The organism is Coprococcus intestinihominis, assembly GCF_040096555.1.
GTDB classification, from domain to species: Bacteria; Bacillota; Clostridia; order Lachnospirales; family Lachnospiraceae; genus Coprococcus_A; species Coprococcus_A intestinihominis.
In genome coordinates, this window is record NZ_JBBMEK010000338.1 from 1 (window position 1) to 2955 (window position 2955).

The 2955-nt window shown below is 43.2% G+C and carries 2 protein-coding genes; both read right to left on the reverse strand.

Features of this window, described 5'->3' with window-relative positions; all coding sequences use genetic code 11:
* Positions 1-546 precede the first annotated feature (546 nt).
* Positions 547-1326, reverse strand: coding sequence for an ATP-binding protein (locus WMO25_RS16750; protein WP_349086290.1), 780 nt, complete (start codon positions 1324-1326; stop codon positions 547-549).
* A 6-nt stretch (positions 1327-1332) separates the two neighbouring features.
* Positions 1333-2895 carry a Mu transposase domain-containing protein gene (locus WMO25_RS16755; protein ID WP_349086291.1) on the reverse strand — a complete coding sequence of 521 codons (1563 nt, stop codon included), beginning with the start codon at positions 2893-2895 and terminating at the stop codon, positions 1333-1335.
* Between the last annotated feature and the right edge of the window lie 60 nt (positions 2896-2955).

The following is a 2955-nucleotide window of genomic DNA, read 5'->3' on the forward strand; positions in this document are numbered from 1 at the left end:
TTCGCTGTTTCGGCTATGCTGTAGATGATCGCAGAACTGGTGGCTCCATTGACGGTATCGATCATTTCCCAGTTCTTGCGGTTATGCTCTGTAGAACATAACAAGAAGAACTGGCTGTTCAGCCAGTCGGTGAAAGGTGCTGGGACAAGTGTTGCTGTCTATATCATAGTCAAAATGGCGAAAGCCCACAAACTGAACATCTATGAATATCTAAAATATGTTCTTGAGCGGCGGCTAGATAATACCTGGATGGATGAACAACTTTTAGAATTAGCACCATGGAGCGAAAAACTCCAGTCTATAAAAAAATCGCAATCGGATTAAAGTGAATTACTTCAACCCGCAAAGAGCTGGGGCAATTTTTTAGTCCCGCATTACTCTTTGGCACTCACGATTTAAAAGTATTTTGAAGGAGGATATAAAAACTATGGTATTCAGTTCAGCAATTTTTTTGCTCATGTTTGCATATTCCGTAAGAACTGCGCATCCGTTCCGGAGGAACGGAGCGCCATTCCGCTTCAAACTGAGCAAAGCTCAGCAGGTTGATTAGTTACTATTGGTTATTCTGCGATCCCTGCCAGGAAATTCAAGGCGATATGCCTTGGATGTCATTCGGCTTAAGCAGGCATCTGCGTAGGTGGAATCCCCAAAAAGCTGATACCATCCAGATACTGGAATCTGTGAGATAATAATAGTTGCCTTGCGGCAGTCTCTGGACTCGATGATTTCAAATAAATCGCGGCATTTCTCGATGTCCAGATCCATTAATCCGAAATCATCTATCACCATGAGATCATAAGCTGCCATTTCATTCGAATACTCAAAGTAAGTACCTTCCCGCCTGGCATGATCTGATTCTTTTAAGAGAGTATTCGCACGTATGTATTTAACAGTACGGTTCTGATGCATTGCTGTGATACATAAGGCGCAGGCGATGTGCGTTTTCCCAGCACCGGCCCCTCCGGTCATCAGCAGGTTATTCGGCTCATCGATCCAATCACACTTGGCCAGAAGTTCTATGACGTGTGTATTCAGCTGACGTTCTGGATCATAGATTGAATTGTCAAGATCAGCTGCAGGATATTTCAGAGTCGCTTTCTTCATGAGACGTTTAAACTTTTTACTCTCACGCTGATCCCATTCCTGATTTACAATAGCAGCAAAGCGGACTTCAAATGGTTCGAGACCTGTGTTTGGTTCCAACAGCTGCTTTTCAAAGGCTTCAGCCATACCGGACATGCGAAGTTTGTACAGCCGATCCATGAGTAGGTTCTGTTCCTTTGTGAGTTTATCGTTATAAAGATAGTCTTTTAATCTGTATGCCATAGTACGTCACCCTTGCTTATAGTAGTCCTTTCCTCTGATATTTTCATGATTGGGCAGTGTTCCGGGTGAATGCTCGGGGAGTTCCTTCACATCCATCTTTTTGAGCATCTGCTTGAAGGTAAAATACTTACAGGAATTGATCTCTATACATTTACGGGCAACTTCTTCAGCAGCACCTTTGGGGATTGTTTTTACTTTATGCAGGATACCTGCACAGGCATTATAAGACTGCTCTTCATGTTTTGATGATTTAAGGAGCCTGTCAATCAGTTCTGACATCGCAGGACCAATGGTAGAAGCCCAGCGGCGGTAATAATTACCATCCTTTGAATTGACTTCTTTGTAATAAAGGTGTTCTGGCGGCATATGTTCATCTACCGTGATATACAGCGGAAACTCTCTATAAGACCGCTTATGTGTACAGATCAGCCGATTATACTGATCACAGATTCTGATCTCTGAAGCGGTTGCCTTCAGGATTGCAGGCTTGCCACAGTAAGAGTACAATACGGAGTAGTAGTGGCCGTCATACTCGATGTGGTAGTTGTTGGGAACTTTTAAGACCGCTTTATAGTCGCAAGCCGTGTAACATCCGCCTGGCAGTGGTTTCATACATGGTTTGTCATACTTTCCGAAAGCATCCAGTCTTGAGAAATCCTTGCCTTGAAAAGGTCGTTTATTGAGGACCGCTACTATTTTTTTGATATCTTCATTCAGGTCTTCAAATGACACATATATCTTTTCTTTCAATTTCTCAACCAGATGTGTTTCAAGATAACGTACATGATTTTCAACTGTAGGCTTGCCTTTCGGCTTTCTAGCGGGCGGTGGAAGAACTATAGTTTCATAGAAATCTTCCAGATCTGCAAATGTAGACTGCAGGATAAGTTCATCCTTTGTGTGCTTGGTTACTGCAGTTTTCAGGTTATCCGGCACAAAATACTTGGCAACAGCACCATAAAAAGAAACTGCATGCGCACAGCCTTCTATAAAACACGGAAGTTTCTCGTTTGGAAAAGCTTCTGCATAGATCAGGCTGCTGACTCCCAGCGTGGTCGCAAAGATATGGACTTTTTTGATCTCGCCCGTTTCAGTGTCTGTTAACAGTTCAGGTTGATCGCCGACCCAGTCGATATACATCTTTTCACCGGGGATTCGGTTTACGGCCATTGATACCTTCTGACTACCATAGTTTTCTGCTATGAATCGGTTGAAGTATTCGTAAAACTGTGACTTCTCATAACCATCAGGATTCTTTTCTTTATAATCCAGCCAACAGAACGAAATGTTCATGCGGCTCCCTGGTGCATGGATTCTGTCATAGTAATACTGGAAATCTGGAAGCGGGACATCTTTCCTCTGTAGATTTTTCTGCGGATAGAAAAGGTACTCAACTTCCTTAGGTGCCATCATTCGGAGTTCCTCGATTGGGATTCCGTTGGCATGGTATCGGCTCATGATCAGATTTAATGTACCTGAGCCAATCTTGTAACGGTCCATAACGGACCTGGTCTGGCATCCATTCAGACACATCTGGATGGAGCCGATAATCGTGTTGTAGTCTTGCATAATTATGCCTCCTTTCGCAATCATTTAATGACTACCGCTGATTGTCAAGGTAGTTGAGAT